The sequence below is a fragment of the Pseudoruegeria sp. HB172150 genome, from assembly GCF_013184805.1.
In the GTDB taxonomy this organism is placed as follows: domain Bacteria; phylum Pseudomonadota; class Alphaproteobacteria; order Rhodobacterales; family Rhodobacteraceae; genus Psychromarinibacter.
In genome coordinates this window covers 1-760 of record NZ_JAATNG010000020.1, presented here as the reverse complement: position 1 = coordinate 760, position 760 = coordinate 1, and the positions used below count along the sequence as shown (strand labels likewise).

Annotated in this window: 1 protein-coding gene; it reads left to right on the top strand. The window is 67.2% G+C overall.

Going from position 1 to position 760, the window contains the following annotated elements:
• Window positions 1-597 (top strand): ATP-binding cassette domain-containing protein (locus HCO70_RS24550; protein WP_172300555.1); only part of this gene is annotated, 597 nt, incomplete at its 5' end.
• Window positions 598-760: the final 163 nt, after the last annotated feature.

Genomic DNA, 760 nt, shown 5'->3' with positions numbered 1-760 from the left:
ATCACCGGCGTCTGGCGGCCCGCGGGCGGCAAGATCCGCCTCGATGGCGCGGCGCTCGACAATTACGATCCGGACGTGCTGGGCGACTACATCGGATACCTGCCGCAGCGCGTGCAGCTCTTCGACGGCACCATCGCCGAGAACATCGCCCGCCTCAGCCTGCAGCCCGATCCTGCCAAGGTGGTCGCCGCGGCCAAAAAGGCCGCCGCGCACGAAATGATCCTGAAACTGCCCGACGGCTACGACACCCGGGTCAGCGCCGCGGGCGGCCGCCTGTCGGGCGGCCAGATACAGCGGATCGGCCTCGCCCGCGCGATGTACGGCGATCCAAAGGTGCTGGTGCTGGACGAACCGAACTCGAACCTCGACAACGAGGGGTCGATCGCGCTGAACACCGCGATCCGCCAGATCAAGGAAGAGGGGCGCTCGGTGCTGATCATGGCCCACCGTCCGGCCGCCATCGAACAATGCGACATGCTGCTGGTCCTCGACGGCGGCGCCCGCCGCGCCTTCGGCCCGCGTGACGCGGTGATGAAGGAAGTGCTGCAGAACTACAAACAGGTCTCGCAGGGCGTCGGCCCCGGAGGCGCGGTATGAACAAGGCTCTGGCCGTCCGCGGGTATCTGACCTTCGGTTTCATCGTTCTGTTGATCCTGGTCGGCGGCTTCGGCGGCTGGGCGGTGTTTTCCGAACTGTCCGGCGCCGTCGTCGCAACCGGCAAGGTCGAGGTCGACCAGAACCGCCAGGTGGTCCAGCATCC